This window comes from Pseudoalteromonas sp. McH1-7 (assembly GCF_013366255.1).
Lineage (GTDB): Bacteria > Pseudomonadota > Gammaproteobacteria > Enterobacterales > Alteromonadaceae > Pseudoalteromonas > Pseudoalteromonas peptidolytica.
Genome location: NZ_JABWPQ010000031.1, coordinates 1 through 21,233 on the forward strand (window position 1 = coordinate 1; position 21,233 = coordinate 21,233).

Annotated in this window: 8 protein-coding genes and 2 pseudogenes; 2 read left to right on the forward strand and 8 right to left on the reverse strand. The window is 43.1% G+C overall.

Annotated features, from left to right (window positions below):
- Nucleotides 1–192: 192 nt before the first annotated feature.
- Nucleotides 193–9,729 (reverse strand): tandem-95 repeat protein, encoded by a 9,537-nt coding sequence (locus tag HUZ36_RS18765; RefSeq protein WP_176033674.1) that lies wholly within the window; start codon nucleotides 9,727–9,729, stop codon nucleotides 193–195.
- An 809-nt stretch (nucleotides 9,730–10,538) separates the two neighbouring features.
- Here HUZ36_RS18765 and HUZ36_RS21815 point away from each other — a divergent pair.
- Nucleotides 10,539–11,225: pseudogene (locus HUZ36_RS21815) on the forward strand (transposase); the annotation flags it as partial.
- Between the two features lie 106 nt (nucleotides 11,226–11,331).
- Here HUZ36_RS21815 and HUZ36_RS18770 read toward each other — a convergent pair.
- From HUZ36_RS18770 to HUZ36_RS18795, 6 genes and pseudogenes are all read right to left on the reverse strand, one after another.
- Entirely contained in the window at nucleotides 11,332–11,769 is a 438-nt protein-coding gene (locus HUZ36_RS18770; RefSeq protein ID WP_252095742.1) for a nuclear transport factor 2 family protein, read from the reverse strand.
- Nucleotides 11,770–11,794: 25 nt separating this feature from the next.
- Nucleotides 11,795–12,082: pseudogene (locus HUZ36_RS18775) on the reverse strand (transposase); the annotation flags it as partial.
- Nucleotides 12,070–13,347 (reverse strand): ATP-binding protein, encoded by a 1,278-nt coding sequence (locus HUZ36_RS18780; protein WP_147389926.1) that lies wholly within the window; start codon nucleotides 13,345–13,347, stop codon nucleotides 12,070–12,072. The pseudogene HUZ36_RS18775 and the gene HUZ36_RS18780, both read right to left, overlap by 13 nt.
- 7 nt (nucleotides 13,348–13,354) lie before the next feature.
- Nucleotides 13,355–14,044 carry a response regulator gene (locus HUZ36_RS18785; protein WP_128732428.1) on the reverse strand — a complete coding sequence of 230 codons (690 nt, stop codon included), beginning with the start codon at nucleotides 14,042–14,044 and terminating at the stop codon, nucleotides 13,355–13,357.
- On the reverse strand, nucleotides 14,044–14,400 hold the full coding sequence (locus tag HUZ36_RS18790) for a DUF3019 domain-containing protein (protein WP_241651713.1): 357 nt from the start codon (nucleotides 14,398–14,400) through the stop codon (nucleotides 14,044–14,046). Before HUZ36_RS18790 ends, HUZ36_RS18785 begins: the two co-directional genes overlap by 1 nt.
- 22 nt (nucleotides 14,401–14,422) lie before the next feature.
- The gene (locus tag HUZ36_RS18795) at nucleotides 14,423–15,298 is read right to left on the reverse strand and encodes a MipA/OmpV family protein (protein ID WP_217704717.1); all 876 of its coding nucleotides are present in this window, start codon (nucleotides 15,296–15,298) and stop codon (nucleotides 14,423–14,425) included.
- A 370-nt stretch (nucleotides 15,299–15,668) separates the two neighbouring features.
- Here HUZ36_RS18795 and HUZ36_RS18800 point away from each other — a divergent pair, with 370 nt between their 5' ends.
- On the forward strand, nucleotides 15,669–17,678 hold the full coding sequence (locus HUZ36_RS18800) for a beta-propeller domain-containing protein (RefSeq protein ID WP_176033677.1): 2,010 nt from the start codon (nucleotides 15,669–15,671) through the stop codon (nucleotides 17,676–17,678).
- Between the two features lie 220 nt (nucleotides 17,679–17,898).
- On the opposite strand, the gene HUZ36_RS21995 is transcribed toward HUZ36_RS18800, so the two are convergent.
- Nucleotides 17,899–20,934: a TonB-dependent receptor domain-containing protein gene (locus HUZ36_RS21995; RefSeq protein ID WP_176033678.1), complete on the reverse strand. Its 3,036-nt coding sequence runs from the start codon at nucleotides 20,932–20,934 to the stop codon at nucleotides 17,899–17,901.
- Between the last annotated feature and the right edge of the window lie 299 nt (nucleotides 20,935–21,233).

Below are 21,233 nucleotides of genomic sequence, written 5' to 3' on the forward strand. Positions count from 1 at the left end.
ATATATGGCAGCAATGAACTTTGAAATTCTATCAATTACTATCTTGTAATCGGAGAGAGTCCATATATGGTATTAATCTTTTTGAGTAATGGTATGAAAAAATAAACCCTGCTCAAAAAGCAGGGTTTATCAACAACCTGAGCCCTATATGGCATATAGGGCTTTTGGCTTCTTTATGTAAATTTATTTCAATTAAAAGCGATAGCTAACTGATGCTGCAATTTCATCAATATTATTCTCTGAAATAAAATAATGACTGTAGTCAACACCCAAGTAAATAGAGCTATTCAGCTGGTAATGCAGCCCAGCCCCCACATAACCGTTGGCGCCACTTTCTTTATGTAACAGGCTAGCACTGCTGTTCAGCCTACTGTTAATTTCAGATTTCCAACTGAGTACACCGACAAACAGCTTACCTACTAATTCGCTGGCTAGATTGGTTTCATAGCCAACCTGCAATGCAGCACCTTTTGGAAGAGCTGGGGCTATAGAAGACAGTGTTTTATGTATTTCACCGGGTGTTGCTGATAGACCACTGAACTCAACTTTTCCTTCACCCAAATCAATATATCTCAAACCAATATCCCACTGTGGAGTTAATCGATAAAAAGCACCGATAGACCAGCTTGTACTTTTTTCATCTAGATAAGTGGTAGCGAACGATTCGTTTGATACGTCACTGTCCGCTGATGTGACACCGACAGTACCCGCAACTTTCCATTCACTAGCCATCGCTGACGTGGTTACTAGCGCTATGCTGCTCACCAGTGCAAATGCAGGTAAACCTGATTTGCTGCGACGAAGCACCAATGCAGAAATCAGTAATAGACTCAGTAAACCCATGCTACCGGATGAACTGTTTTCAACTTTGCCATGAGGTGTGGTCTTGACTGTGACACTTACTTCAGCCTCTGCTTTGGTACCAAATTCATCGCTAATTACGTAACGAATAGTATCTATACCTTCAAAGTTATTTGCTGGAACATAACGCAATTTTGCTCCTTCGATAGTAACAGTACCGTACTTAGCGGTGGCTGAGACTAAGGTAAGTGCTGAACCTTCAGGATCGGTGTCATTGGCCAATACGTCTAGCATTATCGTAGTGCCATCTGTGTTGGCACTGTCATTGATCGCATTTGGCGCTTGGTTATTGACGATAGAAACCATTACCACACTTTGTGCTGTACCACCGACTCCGTCTGTAATACCGTACTGAATGGTTGCAATTCCCACAAACATAGCGGGCGCTGAGTAACTTAACTGGTTTTCTACCACGTCAACTTGGCCAAAGTCGACTGATGCACTAGTAATGGTTAGCGTATTGTCATCTGTATCCGTATCGTTAGCTAGTGCATCGAATACCACATTTTGGCCTGCAAATACGGTCAAGGCATCGCTGTTTGCGACCGGTAAGCTATTGCCTGATACTGGCACTGCAACACCACCTGGGTCCACCACAGTTCCATTAGCAACGCCATCATCGTCGTTCGCACCACCATCTTGAATACGCAGCTGCACACAGTAATCACCTTCGGTCATACCGTCTGTCCACTGGGAGTCCCCCGGAGGAGGGCAGAAGCCTAGCTCACCACGTGCAGATAGCACTTGGTTGCTTGCATCAATCACAAAGTTATTCCACTGGCCATCTTTGAACTTACGGTATACCGCATTGGCTGGAATAGGTTTACGTTGTGGGATCACAATGCTGTACACATCCCCATCTTTTGGCAGACCTACTGCAATGTAGTCAAAGATACCGCCAATGTTGAGCGCTTCAGTGTCAGTGGTAACTTCACTGTCCAACAGCCGTATACCGCCAGTTTGGTTTTGTGCAACAGTGGCACCTTTACGCAAGCAAACACCAGCATCACCTTCTACTAAGAATTGTGACGATTGATCCACGTGTTGTGGCATTACATTACAGGTATCGATGTTATCTAGGTAGTCAGGAATACCATCACCATCTGAGTCCTGGTAGCCTTCTTGGTTATCAGGGATCAAGTCGCCATCGCTATCGCTGTCTGACAAGGTTGCGAGTGCATCGACTACTTCAATATACACTTCAGTTTTAGTTGACAGGCTAGGTGTAGCATCGTCAGAAGCAATCACCACCACTTTGTAAATACCAACCGCAAGTGACTGAGGATTGAATGTAAATACGTTATCAGTGAATGATAAGTTTTCAAGCTCACTTGAAGCTTGCCACTCAACGTTTACTTGGTCGTTTGGATTCACATCGGCAACCTGTGCAGTAACCGACACCTCTGCGTTGGTTGCTGTTACTAGACTGCGCTCCTCACCATTTTGCGAAACCACTGTACGCACGTTTGGTGCTACATTGTCTTCAACAATTGTGATAGTTGTGGTTGATTTAGCACCTGCATTTACACTATCACCTAGGCTAATGACTATGGTTTCGTTGCCTTCCACTTCGCTGTCTGCGAATACGCTGAACTCAATGCTCGCTTGCGTTCCGGAGGTAATAATAAACTCACCAGACTGTAAATCATGATCCGCTGCGTCAGCCGTACCTGTTACTGTATACGGAATAGTGACAGGGTAACTTGGCGCATCACCGTTTAGGTAAACGTTTACATGGTAATTGCGGTCTTCGCTCACTTGGCTGTCTTTTTGCAAAGAGACAAGAGGATTAACCTTGACCACCTGACTTGCAACCACTTCTTGACCTTGGCTGTCTTGTGCTTTCCAATGTACAAGGTGATTTCCCGGCGAGAATATTGGCTGAGCTTTATTAAGCGAGACTGGCAGGGCAACCCCATTACTGTCATTGGCCGTGGCTGTACCTAGGTCGACTTTAGTAAACAAGCCTGTAGCATTAACTGTAATTGCCGGTGGCGCGATAATTGTTGGTCTGGTGTCGCTGTTTGAATTACTTGAAATCGTGACCTCTGCTCGGCCTTGATCTCTGCCTTTATTACTATCTTCAATAGCATAAGTGATCACAGCCTGTCCTTGTGACATTCCTTCTACAAGCAGATTCAGTGCGTTACCTTCAATGACAACACTGCCATATGATGACTTTGCACCGACAATACGAAGTGCATCACCGTCTGCATCGGTATCATTTTCTAAGACTGGTAAAGTATATTGGCCAGAATTAGTCGCGGTGAATGAATAGCTGTCATCTATCGCGATGGGTAAGTCATTGACTGCTGTTACTATCATCGTTACGGTTGCGACAGTAGAGGTGAATGTACCGTCCTTGACGACATAAGTGAATGTATCTGTACCATTAAATTGAGGTAGAGGCGTGTAATTGAACACCTTACCTTGAACTGAAAGTTGGCCACGTTGTGGTTGGTTTTGAACTTCAACAGTTAAGGTGTCACCGTCAATATCGCTGACGTTGGCTACAAAGCTGGTTGTACCGTCTTCTTTAACCGTTTGCTGCATATTGTTAGCAATTGGCGCTGCGTTCACTGCCAACACTTCGAGGTTAAACGTAGCAAGACTGTCGCTTAGCAAACCATCGCTAACGCTTATCACAATGCCACGGTAAGTCCCTACATCATCACGTGTTGGTGTACCTGACAGCACCCCAGACTCTGTGCTGAACTCAGCCCAGTTTGGTTTGTTGGTAATAGTAAATGTCAGCGACTCGGAGTCAATGTCTGACGCAGACGCCGCAAAGCGATAAGGCTTATCTTGTTTCACATTAAGTGTTGGCGTCCCAGAAATCACAGGCGCATCATTTACGGCATTCACTGTGATGCTAAACGCATTTAGGCTGGTTGTGGTTTTACCATCGGTTACTGAAATGACAATGCCAGCATAGTTGCCATCTTGACCTTCGGTTGGTGTACCTGTTAACGTACCCGTCGCGTCATCAAAGCGTGTCCAGCTAGGCTGATTTTCGATAGAAAACGTCAACGCATCTTGATCCACATCGCTAACAGCTGGCGTAAATCGATAGGCTTGATCCTCATCAACTGACTGAGATGGCGTACCTGAAATTACCGGTGCATCATTGACCGACTCAATGGTGATGGTTACTTTCGCTTGGTTGGACACTAACCCTTCGGTGTCTTCAACTGTGTATATTAACTCGTCATTACCAAAGTAGTTGCCATTTGGCGTGTATAAAATAGCGCCTTTTACAGTAACTTTAGCGGTACCATTTTTTGGTTGTTGAACCACAGTCACCGATGTTGATTTCAACTCACTATCCACGTCGGTGTCATTACCTAGTACATTCACTTCAACACTGCCATCTTCTAGCAGTTGTGCTGTGTTTTCTTTTGCCACAGGCGCGTCGTTTACAGGGGTAATTGTCACTTCAACACTAGCAGGTTCTGAGCGCAAATCTTCGCTATCAGCTACGGTATAAGTAAAGGTAAGTAGACCGTTTTTGTCCTGCTTAGGCGTAATAGTTAGTTCCCCATTATCACCAACAGTAACCTTGGCTAACTCGTAGTCACCACCATCTTGTAACGTAATTTTGGCAGCTGCGAATGTTTCATCTTCAATGTCTTCATCATTAGCTAAAATAGCTAAGGTGACTGACTCATCTTCTTTGGTCGTCGTTGTGTCGTTTGTAACTGTCGGACGGTCATTGACTGCACCAATGTTGATAGACACTTCCGTTTCGTTTGACTCTGCGCCATCGTTGTCGGCAATCACATACTTAAAGCTGTCTTCTTTGTTTGCGTTCTCATTTGGCGCGTAAACAAGCGTACCTGCTTCTTGGTTAATGGTGACTCTACCTTTACTTGGCTGTTGAGTAATACGAATGTCGCCTTTCGGGTTGATGTCTTCAACGTCAGTTGCTGTTGCTCTTACCGCTAACGCGTCTGATGTTGTGTCTTCATCAATGTTAACGATGAAGCCTGCTGCTTTTGGAACGTCGTTTACCGCCCTAATGTTAACTTGCACCTTGGCTTCTTTCGATACCTGCTGCTGAGTGTCTTTTACAGTGTAAGTAAAGCTATCTTCACCATTAACATTGTCATTCGGGGTGTAGATTACAATACCGTTTTCGACGTTTACCTTACCTTTGGTTGGCTGAATCACCAGAGTCATCGAAGACTTATCCATATTGTTTTCAGGATCGGTGTCATTGGCTAACAAATCCACTTTTGCCGATGGCGTGTCTTCTGTTAGGTTAATCACATCGTTCGCAACAGTCGGTGCGTCTTCAACGGCTTCAACTGTAATAGTCGCAGTATATTTATCAGACTCTGCTTTGGCGTTGTCTTGGTAGTAGAAAGTAAAGCTATCTTGATGGTTTTCGCTACCATCATGAATATATTTATAGCTACCGTCTTGGTTTAACGTCAGCGTGCCGTATTTGGGTTGGCTACCAGCAAGCACAATAAGCTTTTCATCAAGATTATTAGCAGTGTCATCGTCTTTGCCGTTCTCCATCAAGCCACCTGTCGCGTTAACTTCTAGTGTTTCACCTTCTTTAACGTTAAGTATTACGTTTTCACCAGTCGGTGCGTCATTAGTATTAATCACTTTTAGATCAAAGCTATCTAAGCTAGTTTCATCTGTACCATCGTTAACGGTAATAATGATCCCTGTGGTTTCACCCACGTGCTCGTTCTTTGGTGTACCAAATAAGCGTCCAGTGGTAGGCTCAAACTTCGCCCAACTAGGTGTTTTATTGATCGTAAAGGTATGAGTATCGCCTTCGTCGGTGTCTGTTAATGTCGGCGTAAAGTCAAACTCGCTGTCTTCATCTACCGTAGTTGCTGGTTGACCAGATAGCTCAGGTTTGAAGTTATAACGCTTTGTCACTGAGGCTGTTACGGCGTCACTGGTGTTACCCGCTTCATCGGTTACTAGTATTGACAGTGAAATTTCACCTTCGGGAAAGCTAGATAAGTCAATATTCGCGATAGTTTGCTTGCCATTAACCGCTGCAAAATCAGGTGTAAGTACAATTGGCTCTGGCATGCGACCATCAACCATTTGACCTGTGAAAGTCAACTTAAGTGTGCCTTTTTCTTCCAAGCCGGTAAGCGTAATGCTGGTCGTTTGTTCATTGGCTTTGTTGATCAGTGTTTGATCAAACATCGCTGTAATACCCGCAGGAGCTTTGGTATCAACCGTGATAGTAATGTTATCACCGAAAAGTGTATTGCCCGCGTTATCAACCACACGCACAGCAAAAGTATGATCACCATCGCTATAAGTGCCTGCAGGCTGAAGTGACCAATTGCCATCGCTCCCCGGTTTTGCAGAACCAACCACTTCACCATTGACGAGTATTTCTACGGTATCGTCTGTGCTAGCAGTACCTGAAAAAGTAAACGTGGTTTTGTTAGTCAGTTTATCATTTTCACTGCTAGTTGAATCACCGCTTAGTTTGATTGTTGGTTGAGTCACTGGTTTATCAGTGTCGATTATAAGCGTATACGCCGCTGACGCTGGGCTATCGTCACTGAATTCGCTGCTATCAGTAGCCGTTGCTGTAATGACATATGTGGCTGAGTTCTCAGCTAGCTCCGACGAGGTAATAGACCATTTTCCTTCATTCACAACGCCACGACCAATCTCATCACCATTTGCAAGTTTGAGGATAACAGTGGAACCATTTTCACCTGTGCCGATAAAAGTTGGAGTGCGGTCATTAGTGATATTGTCAGTAGTTATACCCGAGTTCGAGTCAACATGAAGCGCAGGAACCGATGGCGTTGCAGGTGCAATATCATCTTTTACTTTAACCGTTAACGCTTGCTCAAAAGCTGTCGTTCCGTCATTGCTCTGTACACAAACGGTGTAGTCTCGTGCTTCAAGTTTTTGTTTAGAAAGCAGTTTATTTTCCGTGATGGTAAATGCTGTGTTATCCGTGTTCGCTGCACAGCGACCATTATCACTTGTACCTGCTGTTACCAAGGCATAGTGATGACTGTCACTCGCATCAACGTCTGTGGTTTCAACGGTAATAACTGTTTTATTTTCGCCAGTTATTGATTGATTAACTTCTGTCGCTGATGCGGTAATGGCCGTTGGCGCATCGTTTACGTTAACTACTTCCAATGTAAACGCTGGTAGGCTGACAGTGTCTTTTTCATCAGTTACACTGATAATGATGTTTTCAATTTTACCTACGTGCTCATTTTTCGGCGTACCTCTAAACTCACCTGTGCGCGTATCAAAGGTTAGCCACGAAAGCTTGGGATCAGTTAGGTTTTTATTGATAGAAAAAGTAAGCGCATCACCTGCGTCGGTGTCTGTCGCACTGGCTTTAAAGTAATAAGGGCTGTCTTCATTTACTTGAGTCGCAGGCGTGCCGCTGATCACAGGTTTGGCGTTATATTGTTTTTTAGCTGTGTCGGTCGCAGCTGCGCTTTCGTTACCAGCCCAATCGCTCACAACCACAGACAGTTTCAACGTACCTTCAGGTAAGCTTGTTAAATCAATATTCTCTAGTTTTTGCGTACCTGTTGTTGAAGTGATCAGTGTTTCTCTAACTATTGGTGTTGCATTTTGACCTTCAACGGTAATGGTTGCTGTTATCTTACCTTGGCTTTCTAAGCCAGAGATAGTGATGCTCGCGGTTTTTTCATTTTCTTTGGTGAAGTCGTCTTGATCAAACGCGGCAGTGATGCCCGTTGGAGCCGTTGTATCAACCTCAATAGTATTACTAGAACCGCTTGCGGTATTACCCGCTGCGTCATTCACGACAATTTTAAAAGTATGGCTACCATCAGTCAGTGCTAGGTTAGTTGGAAGCCTTGCGGTTAATCTGCAACAAAAACTACCAGTATTAAAATCGGTGACATACGTTGATGTACCACTACCAACCTTATACAAGCTATATCTGTGGCTACTATCCCCTGAACTGGTACTGGTAAATGTTGGTATCTTTTCTTTTGTTAGTTTATCTGTACTAGATAGTCCAGTATCACTCGAAGAGGATAATACGATTTCAGGATATTCTTTCGGTGGGACAGCATCTATCCTTACAGTCTGTTTTGCTGATTCAGCACTGGTATTTCCAGCAAAGTCTGTTGCTGTTGCGTAGACTTTCGAAGTCTCATCAATTTCCCGACGGTTTGGGTATTTAAGGATACCTGTGGCTTTTATTTCCCAAGTATTGCGATAGTCTGGCAGCCTCACTCTACCCAATTCAATCGTCTCAGTTGTATTAATCTGAAGATTTTGTACAGTCCGCTCAGCATACAGTATCACAGTCGAGTTTGGTTCTGCAGTACCTGTAAATGTTGGTTCCTTTATATTGGTAATCTGATCAGACTTGCTTCCAGAGTTTGAAGCATCAGTCATAGTAGGTATTGAAGGCGCTTCTGGTGCCTCGTCATCTATAATGCTGAATTCGATTGGTTTTTTAAATGTTTCGCCTTCACTGTCTTTACTTAGCACACAGACTGAGAAGTTACCATTAAACCCGTTATATCCGGTCATATTGTATTTGCCATGCAAACTCCCTTCAACAATCGTAAAGTACATATTGTCAATGTCACCAGAGTCACCGTTGGGCAGTGAGCATGTACCAGCAGTCGCTTGTGTTGCGCTTGTGGCTAATTCATAGGTATGTGTATCCCCAGTATCTGGATCTACCGTTGACAACGCACCTAAGACTTTCGATGTGCCAAGTTCACTATGTTTAAACGACGTTTTAGCAAGCGTTATATCTGTTGGTGCGCGGTTTGGAAAAGCAATTTTTACCCCTAGTGTATTGTCACCTTGGCTATCGGAAATACCATCATTAAAGGTATATTTAAGTGATACGTTATCTGAGGGGGTCTGAGAAGTGTTTTTGTATTTTATTTGAGCAATGGCGGTGTTTAAGCTAGTTTTTGAAAGCTTGGAACTATCGCCAGATTTACGGTCAAACTTTATTCTTAACACGCCCTCTGAGTTTTTCTCTACCTTGCCAAAATGTTGACCAAAGATTTCGAAGTTACCGTTTTCAGCCAAGTTAGTATATGGATGTGAAAAAACATCTTCCTGATTTGCGCCGCCATCACGCATGATTGTGAGTGTACTACCAAAATAGTCACCTTGTGCTGACAGTTCGCTGTCATATATCTCAAGTTGCGAAGTTATCTGTACCGGTTCGCCACCGAGCTGATAAGCTGCTCCGGCGATAAGCTTTCTGAAAACAGGCGGGGTGTTAGCTGGAACCACAGCATCTGATACACGAACAGATTCTATAACGTGTCTATAGCCATACTTTCCATTGCGTCGACCATTACTGTTGATCATTGGAAAGCGTATATCTACTCTATAGACGTTATTCCAAGCATCGCCCGCAGGGTTAATTGGACGTTGCTCTTCTAGGTCAATCTGACCCACTGAGTAAGTTTCGACGAATTTACCGGAGGCAGAATAACCTGTCAGCTCAACATGCAAAGCATAACCATTAACAACATTGTAACCTGACTGAGCATAAATCGAAAAACCTAGAAACTTAAACGCTGTATTGTTTTCTGTATATAATTTATACCCTCTATTACGTGTAAGACCACTATCATCTTTTGATGATATCACCGTATCAGAGTAAAAGTCAGTGTTATAAATTGTCACTTTTTCTTCGTCGAGTGTTTCTCCCTCTCCTGCATCAGCAAAAATGGTTATTTGTTGCTGAGCTGAATTAGTAAACGAAGAAGTGACATAATCACCCTGATTCTGGGAAGTGAAAGCGAGCGTTACACCTTCAGCTAAAAGATTCGATGAGTACATCATGCACGTAAATAACCAAGAGAATGTTATTCCCTTGATCAATTTGGTTAGCTTCATATTTACTCCATATTCAGGTTTTACCCTGAGGTAACCAAAAAGTTAAAACAACGATGAGCTGGCATGTGAGCCATGCCGTGTTCATTTCTATATAAAATAAAACTTATTATTAAATTCAATAAAATGGCGGTACTTAATGGGCTTAATGATTTTCAGCTCCGTTGTTAAGCCCCCAATTAACCGCATTATTTGGTGGTTGTAGGTAGAAAACTCATACTGGCCTCCAATCCAAATAACACTCAAAGCGGTAACCGTGGAACAACCCATGCAGGGTGCCAATAAAGTCAAATCGCAGGCTTGAAAACATGGTACTTTTTAACGTCAAGAAAGACTTAAGTTGAGTATAAGTTGAATGTTTCAGTAGCCATTTTACTGAGGGTTTTACATAGTCAATCGCGGGCGGGAAAACATTTCTTTTTTGTTGTTTTTGCATCACGGCTCTTATTGCATTCAAAGCATGTTGTTGTTTGTGTCGTTTTTCATTGTGCGAGTAAGTCCGCACTATCTTTATCAAAGACTGATTATCAGAGCAGAGAAAAATACCTATATTGCCCTCTCACAATGGCTTAGTCGCCAACAAAGAAGTTATTGCGACCGGAAGTTAGAGCTATATAGTTAGTGTACCAAATTGCTAAACAAAGATACATTACAGGGTATTACATAAATCTATAGTAATTAATGACTTGCGATAAAAAATGATAACAGAATGATAGCATGGTGTTACTGTTTCAACCCATTGCTGCTAAGCCACAGCTTAGTTTTTTACTTGTCTAGCTAAGGAGTTTTAGCAGAAGCACCGCATTTGCTGACACAAGCTATTTAAAGGTAATTGGATAACGTGGAAGTTTATCGAGGAAGAGCCACTAATCGAGTTAGAACAGCTGATACTCTATGAATATATTGCCAAGTACAGACTAAGATTGGTAGATATTAGCTGGTTTATGCGGGTACTCAACGAGGAGATTGCCCGCAGGGCAAATAAAGAAGATGAATGTACTGGCAGATTTTGGGAAGGCAGATTTCAAATCTCAACCCTTGTTAGACGAGGCCGCATTAGCTGCCTGTATGGCATAAGTCGACTAAAACCCCAATAGAGCTAAATTAGCTCCAACGCCTGAAACCGCTGACTTTACCAGTATCAAAAAACGCACCGACCATGCAAGGCAAATGACCAAACAGCCGATTACGTAAGGTTTGCGGACAGCCCCGACAACACATGTTAAAAGTCCTGCCTTTCGAACTCAAGGCTTACTTAGAGTTAGTGGAGCTTACGGGTAAATGTATACGCACCGATAAAAAAGGCGCTATTTTAGAGTTTTAACCAATTTTGTCTTAACTAAACATCGAACCTGATTTTTTGGATAAAGCTCACAACACTATTTTGTTGGGTTTTTTGCAGGGCTGCAGGTCGAGCGCAGGTATTGAAAACTTACTGTGAAACACTCAAAAAACGACGACGCACAAATCTGGCAAATTGTGAATGTTTGCTGGTTTAACCAAATAAAGCCTTTAGCTACAACTCTCCAAGCTATACAAGTCATGCTAGCTTTTTCGTGTGCGGTACACTGATTTTGGCGTCGAGAAATACGTAAATACTACCAGCTAGAATATGCTATTTTTGTTCCTAACTTTTCCACCAGTAAGAAGTGCATACAGGCGCATAGAAAAGCTAATGCCCTGAATGGTATCCCAATGTTCGACAAGGCGCCCATTTTCCACACGCCATGTATCCACAATATTAAACCCCTCGGTCTCAATGCCTCGATGTTTGGCCTTTAAAGTTACATGTGAATGCAATACGACATGGTCACCATCAACGAAAATATGTTTGATGTCGTAACTGAACTCAGGGGCATTATTTACAAGACTGCTTACAGCTTCAATGACGCCTTCAATTCCATCTGCGATGTTTCGGTTATGTTGTATGTACTGTTGGCCATAAAAAAGCTCGCGTATGCCATTGAAGTCGTGATCATTCATGATGCGCTGTACAAATTCGACAGCAAGCTTAGCGTTATGTAAATCTGTAACTCCACCCAATTTAGTACAGCTCTTTCGTAGAATTTTATGCTGCCTCAAGGTAACCAATTGGTGTCATATCACCAAGTGAATCATGAGGCCGCTCATAATTATAAATACTTAACCACTCATCTATGATTTCACGTACTTCTTGCAGTGATTCAAACAAGTATAAATCTAGCACTTCTTCACGGTAACTTCGGTTAAACCTCTCCACAAAGCCATTTTGATAAGGGCTACTAGGTTTTATAAACTCAAGTTTAATACAGTTTTCCGTCGCCCACGTTTCCAGCATAGTCGAAGTAAACTCTGGGCCATTATCTACTCTAATTTCGCATTGGTGCCAGAGTAACTGCTTGTGCGATGTGCGAGTGGCAAAATAAAGGTAAACTTAGCTCCGCCAAGTTCAGTTGAGCAACCAACATGACAGCTACCCTTATGCCAAGTGGCAATCTTGCGTACAATTGCAAGGCCAAGTCCATACCCTCCACCGCCTTTGCTACGGCTTGCATCAAGTCTAGAAAAGGGCACAAATACGGATTCCCACTGTGATTTTGGGATCCCATTACCATCATCTTCGACCTGAATATAGGCATATTTTTTGTCACTTTCGGTACGGATCATGATGGCTGAGTTGCCGTACTTGTCTGCGTTTTGCACAATATTTTGGATAGCGCGAGATAAATAATGTGGGTTGGCTAGGAGGATAATTTCATCGCAGCTGCCTTGAAAGGAAACCTGTTTATCAGTGAGTTTACTTAGCTTGCTTATTTGGTCTTGAACTAACTCATTAAGGCTAAGCGGGATCAGCTCCAGCTTTTTTACTTCAAATTCTAGCCGCGCATAGGCCAGCATTTCATCTATCATGGCCTCCATTTCCAACACATCATCAGCCATATCATTGCCTTGCTCTCGACTGTTTTCAGGTAGCATTGCAAGAGCAAATTTAAGTCTAGCCAAAGGGGTACGCAGATCATGAGACACAGCGTTGACTAATAGCTTTTGATTGTCAATCAGTCGTGCCACTTGCGATGCTAAGTGGTAGATTTGCTCTGTAAGATTAGAGATAGCAGAGAATCTAGAGCGTCGCGTCGTTTTAGGCACCTGACCTTGAGCGAGGCATTCGGTAATATAGCGAAGTTGTAAAAGGTCAAGCCAGAGCGGCCTTATCCACAACATGAGTAAAAAGGCCAATACAGCATAAGAGAGTAGCTTGATAAGCCATTGCTTGTTGGTCGCAGAGGTTGCAGGGGCGAGCGGCCCTAGTTGCAGCAATAAAGTTGACTCTGGTATTTTGAAAGTCAGCCAAGCACTGCCGGTATCATCAAAACTCGTTAATATACCACCCTGTTTTAGGGTACTAGCTTGTTCTGGCAACCAAGCCACATCATCCATATCGAGTATTTTTATGGTGTCTGACTCTTTGGGTAAGCTATTTGGAGAAATACTGGACTTCAGTGTGTGTGCTATGGTTTTTGCATGGCGCAACTCGTCAGGTGCAGAATGCACCCAATGCGTCCAAATTGCTTCACTTACTTGGTTAATAATAACAATGCTGGTAAACACAGCTACATATAAGCTGAGTAATAGCTTTAACACAGATAAACTAATCCCAAGCAGACTTTGAACAAAGGTAACCTTTACCCCAAACGGTAATGAGTCGAGCCGGTTGCTCTAAGTTGTCACCGAGTTTTTTACGCAGACGGCTAATACGTACGTCTACACTTCTATCCAAGCCATCGTATTCACGTCCAACTACATGTTTGTAAATGTAATCACGGCTGAGGGTTTCTCCAGCATGACCTGCGAGTGTCTTCAATAAGTCAAATTCATAACTGGTGAGCTCTACTTCATGATTGGATAAATAGACTTTTCTGTCTGATTTATTGATCCGTAACTTGCCAAGCACGATAGAGTCTGATTGTACTTGTTCGCTTTGTGTGCGCCTTAATAGGGCGTTTAGCCGAGCCAGCAATACATAGGGTTCTACTGGTTTAATAATATAATCATCGGCACCAATTTCTAGCCCTTTGACATGATCAAAGTCGCTATCTTTGGCAGTTAAAAATAAAACAGGCCCTTTAAACTCACTTCGAGCCGCTTTACAAATGGAGAAACCATCAAGTCCGGGCAACATGATATCAAGAATAAGAATATCGGGCTTTTCGGCTTCAATCGCTTTTATCGCATTGATGCCATTGTGCAATTGTACGACTTCAAAGCCGTTGTGAATAAGAAACTTTGCGGTTAACTCTGCAAGCTTAACATCATCTTCAACTAGTAATACTTTTGCCATTAAAACACACTCCAGTCGCTTCTCAGTTTGCGTCGATATTGCTGGTTGACGCTTGTGTGTAGTTCGATAGTTTGTTTCGCAATCATGTTATTTTTAGCATCCCTCAAGCTAAAAATCATGGATTTTGATAGCGAGATGGTCTGTGTTGATTTTGCCTCAGCAGTTTGCTCCCAACATTGTAGTTTTTGTTCTTCTTGAAATAAGCACAAATTTCTTTGGAAGGGAGATTGCCACGCTATTTTTGCGGTCATTTCACAGCGTTGTCCTGCTTGCTTTACCATACAAGTAATGGGTTTAATTTCAAAGTTAACTTCATTGCTAGGTGTGGTTGAGGCGGTGCTAGAAGCACTAAACATTATAATTATTATTAAGTACAACCTAAAATTCATATTTTCCCCCGACAAAGACTGTCGCGGTATAGCTATCCTCGACTATCGGGCTATCTGTCATAACAGTGTCAAGCTGTTGATATTTCGCGTTAAATTTGAAAGTCCACGATTTGCTTATGGGATATGAATAAGCAAAACTCAAATAGGGCTGGTAACTTGAGCTACCTTCATACCACAAGGCTGAGTTAAGGGTGTCAGCTTTATCAATACCATAGTAGTAATCGATTAATTGTCTACTTTTCCATTTTAGTCCTGCTTTGATGAGTGCATGGGCATTTGGTGTATTATTGAAGCGGAATCGGTAACTTATACCTATATCCGCATTATAACCTTGATATGTGTTGGTGATGTCGCTCAGCCATGATGCTGTTACTTTGACATTATCATTGATAATCCAATGTGCTAGCACTCCCCCATCAACTGCCCATTTCCTTGACTTAATATCATCAAGTGAGATGACACGTTGCTCCGCGAGAAACTCACCTCCAGGTAATTCAGCACTGGCATCTAACAAACTTTTTTGTACAAAAATATTACTCGGGTGGAATTTCTCAAAATACGCTTGTTCTGTGTTAAATGTGCCAATTAAGCTGATGTCAAATTGGTCGTGATAGTAGAGTGTATAGCCTAATGTTCCATTATCTAAAAATAGGTTCTCGCCGTAATAGCTGATATAAGGCACTGCAATCAAAGGTATGTTATCACCGCCATGTAGTGGGTTGGTGATCACCCCGCCACCGAGTGCGACACCAAAACGCCATTGGCCAATAGCTGTACATTCGCTGTCATTGGCGTCACATGGCACTGTATTGGCACTTACCTTGGCGGCGAGCAGCAAAGTTAAGGCCACTAGTAACTTTTTCAATGTGAAACTCCAGTTTGAGTGATACAAATTTGTTTCGTTAGCTGATCTATTTTGATGACAGAAAGCAGTGTTGATAACACCACTGTCGCATTTTGTTATCACCAAGCCATTTGTGTCCATGTTGGTGACGTTAAATAAAAAGCGGTAATGCCGTCAGTGTTTGATTTCCTCAACTTGAGTCAGTATTAAAACAAAATGGTAGTCGTTTTTTGGCGGTGAGTGGTCAGCCTGCCCTAATGTGTAATTTACCAGTCGCGGTACAAATTACCAGAAAGGGTAACATTAAATAACAAAACAAACGCTGATGATAACAGAAATGCCAGCGTAAAAGTTTAGGCTTAATTGACGCTTAACTTTCAAGGATAACATTATGAATTACAAAATTTGGTTGAGCTTGCCACTTGCTGCAGGTTTGAGTGCATGTGGTGGTAGCAGCAACAATGAAGAGAATAAGATGTTGCCAGCGCTTAATGCGCTAAATAACAGTACGGCACCGCTACAAGCATCTTCCACAGCGCAATTTAGTCAGTTTGTTAAAAATGGTATTTTTATCGCAAGTGGAGGGGGGAAAAACGGCGAAGACGTGTCGGAAAACCCAGCCGCTACTACCGTAACAACGCCATACTCTGGGACAAACCAACTTGTGGATGGGGTATCACAAAGCGACCGGATCAAGTTTGACGGGCGCTATTTGTATATTACTGGGACGACGGAGGTTGCCTACGAGGGGGACAGCAGTAAAACCTTCGTTAGAGTGTTAGATACTGTGGCTGACGAAGTGCCAGTACAAGTGAATGAACTTATTGTGTCGGACTCAGCGTTTGCTAGCCAAAACCTCTATTTACAGGATCACCAGTTAATCAGTGTATTGATGGATTATGATTACGACTTTGCAGACGACATATCGATACAGTCAATCCAGCCACAAGTGGATTATCAAGGTTTTATAGAGCTGGCTTTCAGTGACGTATCCATGCCCGAACAAGCAGCCGTCGAGAAACGCTTTCGGATGGATGGCTCACTAGTTGGTAGCCGCCTAATAGGTGATACTCTGTATGTAATAGCTGAACATACATTGAGTTACAGTGGATATACGGACAATGACAGATTAGCAAGCTATAACCAACTAATGGATATGGATGTCAACGCACTGCTCCCTACCTTTAAAAACCTACAAACAAACGCAGAAGCACCATTAGTCGCAGCAGATAGCTGCTATCTGCCTGCAGATGCAACGGCATTAGATGGCTACCATGGCTTAACCACCATAACCCAAGTGAATATTCACACTCCTGATGACTTTAAAACAACATGCGTAAGCACCCGAACCGCGGGCTTTTATATGTCAGCGACGGCGCTATATCTGTATAACTACACATTCGCCGATAACACTGATGAGGTCAATACCGCGATTTGGCAACCTCATGGTTTAGTATTACACCAATTGACACTAAATAATGAAGGGGTAACTTATCAAGCGACAGGAGAGGTTGAAGGTCAGCTTGCACAGGTGAGTAGTAACATGGCGGCAACGCGATTTGATGAACAAGACGGTATGCTCAGAGTGTTCACAAGTAAATATGACACTAGCATGGGAAATAGCCACAAGCTGCATATTCTAAAACCAGAAGGCAACACATTGGTAACAGTTGCCACTTTACCAAATGATAAATATCCCACCCCAATTGGTAAAGTGAACCCACAAACCAATCAAGTAGATGAAGATGTGTACGCCGTGCGGTATTTTGGCGATACTGCCTATGTTGTTACTTTTAGGCAAACAGACCCTTTATATGTCTTAGATTTATCGGATGTTACAGAGCCTAAAATGGTTGGCAGCCTAGAAGTACCCGGTTTTTCCTCATACTTACACCCAATTGGCGAAGGCTTATTGCTTGGCGTTGGGCAACATGTAACGGAGCCAAACTCTGAAGTCGCTTCAGGTACACAAGTGAGTTTATTTGATGTGGCTGATCCGGCGGCACCTAAGCTGTTAAAAGCACATATCTTTGAAGGGGGATTTACGCCACTGGAGTATGATTATCGTACGCTGGCGATGCTAAAAGACAATGAATCAGTGACGCGATTTACGTTACCTATTGTGTATTGGACTACCGAACAAGAGAGTGACGCTAGCTCCACTTGGTATACTGCTAATGACCTGGCTGCATTTGAAGTAGTACAAGGAGTGGACTCCACGTTGACCTACCGTGGTAGCAGCCGAGCAGCGCTCACCTTGCCTATTAGTAATGATAAAGTGCTGGGATATACCGAGGCGGATAGGGGGCTTATCCAAGGCGATAAACTTTTGTACATACATGGCAACTATGTGTGGCAAAGCGATTGGTTAACACCTCAAAATAACACCGGCCCACATTAGAGCAGATGGTTACCGTTTGAACTCTTAACGTCGTTTTAGGGGGATTTCACAGTCTTGTTGTACATGGTTTTGTTGTGTAGCGGTGAACTGTAGCACCGCAGCCTACCGTTTCAGTAAGAGCGTTACATTTGCTGAGTCTGTATCGATAAAATCATGATTTTAGCCCCACCTAATGTGGGGCTTTTTTGTAATTACCGTGGCCTAAACCACAGTATTTACTTTAAAATTGGTACTTGGCACCAATGAACGCAAAGCGTCCAACACCAGAACCATAAGCACTATCAAAGTTACCTCTACCACCGACAATAAACGGTCCCTTTTCATCGAATAGATTGTTGATACCACCATAAATCGATAAAGAGCGATCGTTATTCAAATCCATGCTGTAGTTTACACTGATACTATGGGTGACAACCGATGGCAGTGAACCTTGCCACAGTGGCTCAGGGTTACTGATGCAGCTTGACTCTCCAGCGGCACAACGGGCATCATTTTTCGTCATTGCAGCTTGCCAATCTTCATATCGAGAGCGACTTGCTTCCACAGCACCTTTGTACTTTGTACTCCAGCGCACACGCCAGTCATTTTTGTACCAAGTCAGTGCAATAGCGCCCTTGTCTTCAAAAATGTCATCGCCTAAGTAGCCTTCGTATAAATCCTCATATTGGCCATCAGGACCCGTACTGGTGATTGAATACTCAATGACGTGCGTCCAATCCGCTTTTACCTTAAAGCGGCCATATTCACTGGCATCGTACAGATACTCCATGGCAATATCGTAACCTTTGGTGCGAATTTCATCAGTGTTAATAACGCGCTGATTTACTTCAAAGATCTGCCCTTCTTCATCACGCTTGATGTCGCGACAAAATTCATTTTCGCTGCCATATTCCATGGATGAGGCATAACAGAATTTGATGATATCTTCGTTGCCCAGCGCCGTAACTGCGTCATCGATTTGAATATCATAATAGTCTAACGCCATTCTAAGGTTGGGAATAAACGAAGGGGCAAGGGACAAGCCAAGCGTAATTGTATCAGCTGTTTCTTCAAACAACTCATTATTCCCTGAGTTTGGAGAATAGCCATTATTCTCATCTTCAAACTTCCCTTCTGCAGCAATGGTAGCGAGGATCCCTGCCTCTTTTCTACAGTTATCATGGCCCGGTTCCATTGAAGTGGCAGTAACGCCATCGCAAATATCATCAAAGCTATCATAATCACCACGAGGAGGAGACATTAGCTCTGTGATAGTAGGTGCTCTCATCGCTCTGGCCCAATTGGCCCGGATTGAGTAACCTTCAATTGGCTCGTAGATAAATCCAGCTTTATAACTTTGGATAAGCCCTGTATTTGCCCAGCTGTAATCGGCAATACGAGCTGACACTTCTGCACTGAGAGACTTAGCCAAGGGGGCATCTTTTAGTAACGGCAACGAAAGCTCAGCAAAAGCTTCTCGCACGCTCACATCACCATCAAAAGTAGGTACATAGTTGAAGGTTACACCGCCATTAGGCACATTGGTAGCGACACTCTGACTGTCTTTTCTATATTCGAAACCAAAAGCAGAGCCTACAGCACCTGCAGGGAGCTCAAATAAATCGCCGGTGATGAAACCAGATACAGTAACTTGATCGATATCTGTGGTTATGGATGGATTAGCTCGAATATAATTAGCGGCTTCTGCTGTGATTGACCCTTCACCAAATAAGTTGATTGGTACACAACCTTGGCCTCGAGCTTGTTCGTCTTTACACTGAATGGTGCCGTCCGCTAGACGCTCGGCGTTGAGTGCTTGTTTGACACGTGCAACAAAAATCTCGTTACTACGGTTTTGCTCCTGTTTGAACTTGCCATAACCTACGGAGACATCCCACTCCCAGTCATCCCACAGGTAGCCGCGTAATCCACCCCATGTCCTAATCGTGGTTCTTTCATTGTCGTTTATGATATTTCCCACTTCTGAGAACAGTCGATCCCATTTTACGCCTTTTGAACTTGCTTCTGCGCGGATAGCGTCAGGCATATAGGGATTATCATAGGGGATACGGCCCATACAATCTGAGCCAAATTGATTGTTTGCAGGATCGTATGTAACTATCGCATCGCACTCATCTTCACTTTCTGGTGATTTGACATTGCGTGAGGTGTTGCGGCTGTATTGTAATTGGAAGTAGGCTTCTACTTCATTGTCAAACTCATACTCAGTTTTTACTGCTGCAGAAATATCTTTATCTGGCACTTTTAACATCGTAAATTGGTTGAAGTTAATGCCGTGGCGTTCCTCTTGCCAATCGTTTCTGAACGTAGTGCCATCGTACCAAAAACCGGCGTCGGGTTTAAAGCTGCTCGACTCGTCAAAGACGCCACCAGGGATAGAATCGCTGAGGCTAGTCCATTGTGATTTGTCGATGTCTCGCATACATTGATAGGCTGTTTTTGTGTCGGGATCGTAAGCTGCTGTTAGCATCACGTTGCACATACGGTCTTCATCGTAGTCCCAGCTGTCTTGCTGTTGGGCACGTTTTCTATCCCAGTAACTTAACCCTTTTTCTTCATCATACGTGGCACTGAAAAAGAAGTAGCCCTTACCATCGTCGTAGCTGGTACCGTAGTCTGCGCTTATTGTGTATTCTGCTGCGCCACCTTGTGTACTTTCTCCTCCACGAGCATGGAAAGTTGCCCCTTCTTTATCTTGTTGCGTAATGATATTTACCACCCCAGCGATGGCATCAGAACCATAGGCAGCTGAAGCGCCTCCGGTGATGATTTCTACTCGGTCAACCATGCCTTTAGGGATAGTTGAGAGGCTAACGTAATTGCCTGAGTAGCTATTGGAAACCACTCTGCGACCATCAATCAGGGTTAACGTGCGGCTAACCTCTAACTCTCTGAGGTCGATTGTAGAAAGTCCCGTATTTTGAACGCTACTTTGCGAGTTTCCGTTACCTGTTCCTTCGCTGACTTGCGGCATTTCTTCGAACAAAATATCCGCCAGTGAACCAAACCCAGCATCATTCAAAGACTCCGCATTCATTGTTGCAATTGGTGTTGGCACCGAAAAGCTGTCTCTTTTAATCCTCGATCCGGTGATCACTATTTTTTCAAGCGCCTGATCTTCGGCCTGAGTGTTGGTTGTCGAGCTCGTTTGCTCTACCTGTTGACGTTCAATCTGTTGCGCTTGTGCAGTTGTGGAATGACTACATGCGAGTGCGATAGATAGGGTAATGAGTTTTAATTTATTATTAGGTAACACGGTGATCCCTTTTCTAATTGTTGTTCATTGATTTAGGGTCTGCTGGGCGGGGAATGCCTTATTGTTTCACAAACAAAAGGCGATATTCTGGACCAGTGTTGCTCATTCTGACCATCCCTTTGGTACATGCAATGATACCAATATCTATTCTTTAACGTTTTTAGCTCTATTTAATATCTATTTAAAAATAAGCATTTAAAACAGATGTTTAATTAATACTTTAAGATGGATTTAAATATGAAAGTGGCATTCATCGTGTAAATTTTTTCATTTAGACACTAATTTAGGTATGATTTATT

Excerpts from the sequence above, each read along its gene's own strand:
- HUZ36_RS18765 (WP_176033674.1), bottom strand. The coding sequence starts at position 9,729 with ATGAAGCTAACCAAATTGATCAAGGGAATAACATTCTCTTGGTTATTT.
- HUZ36_RS18785 (WP_128732428.1), bottom strand. The coding sequence starts at position 14,044 with ATGGCAAAAGTATTACTAGTTGAAGATGATGTTAAGCTTGCAGAGTTA.
- HUZ36_RS18800 (WP_176033677.1), top strand. The coding sequence starts at position 15,669 with ATGAATTACAAAATTTGGTTGAGCTTGCCACTTGCTGCAGGTTTGAGT.
- HUZ36_RS18790 (WP_241651713.1), bottom strand. The coding sequence starts at position 14,400 with ATGTTTAGTGCTTCTAGCACCGCCTCAACCACACCTAGCAATGAAGTT.